Source organism: Alcaligenes parafaecalis (genome assembly GCF_026344135.1).
Taxonomy (GTDB): Bacteria; Pseudomonadota; Gammaproteobacteria; order Burkholderiales; family Burkholderiaceae_B; genus Alcaligenes; species Alcaligenes parafaecalis.
Genome location: NZ_JAPKNA010000016.1, coordinates 1 through 659 on the forward strand (window position 1 = coordinate 1; position 659 = coordinate 659).

Annotated in this window: 1 protein-coding gene; it reads left to right on the forward strand. The window is 56.9% G+C overall.

Annotation, left to right across the window (positions count from 1 at the left end; genetic code table 11):
- Positions 1-659: Ig-like domain-containing protein (locus tag OSH09_RS18270; RefSeq protein WP_266121791.1), on the forward strand; the 659-nt coding region annotated here is incomplete at both ends.

A 659-nucleotide genomic window follows, 5' to 3' on the forward strand; every position in this document is an offset into this window, starting at 1 on the left:
GATGGCAAGACCTGGAACGTGGACGTTCCTGGTGCTGAACTGGCCAAGGACAGCAATGTCCACGCCAAGGTTGAGACCGAAGATGCGGCTGGTAACCCAGCTAGCGCTGAAGCCGACCGTGGCTACGGCGTAGACACCGATCTGCCAGAAGCTGAGATCGCGATCAACGTGATCGCTGAAGATGACGTCATCAACAAAGCCGAATCGGAAGGAGATGTCACTGTCTCCGGTACGGTTGGTAAAGACGTCAAGGCTGGCGATACCGTGACCGTGACGGTCAATGGTAAGGACTACACAACCACGGTTAACGCCGACGGCAAGACCTGGAACGTGGACGTTCCTGGTGCTGAACTGGCCAAGGACAGCAATGTCCACGCCAAGGTGGAGACCGAAGACGCCGCTGGTAACCCAGCGTCGGCAGAAGCTGACCGTGGTTACGGTGTTGACACCGACCTGCCCGAAGCCGAGATAGCGATCAACGTGATCGCTGAAGATGACGTAGTCAACAAGGCTGAGTCCGAGTCCGACGTGACCATTACTGGTACCGTGGGTAAAGACGTCAAGGCTGGCGACACTGTGACCGTGACGGTTAATGGTAAGGACTACACGACCACCGTTAACGCTGACGGCAAGACCTGGAACGTAGACGTTCCTGGTGC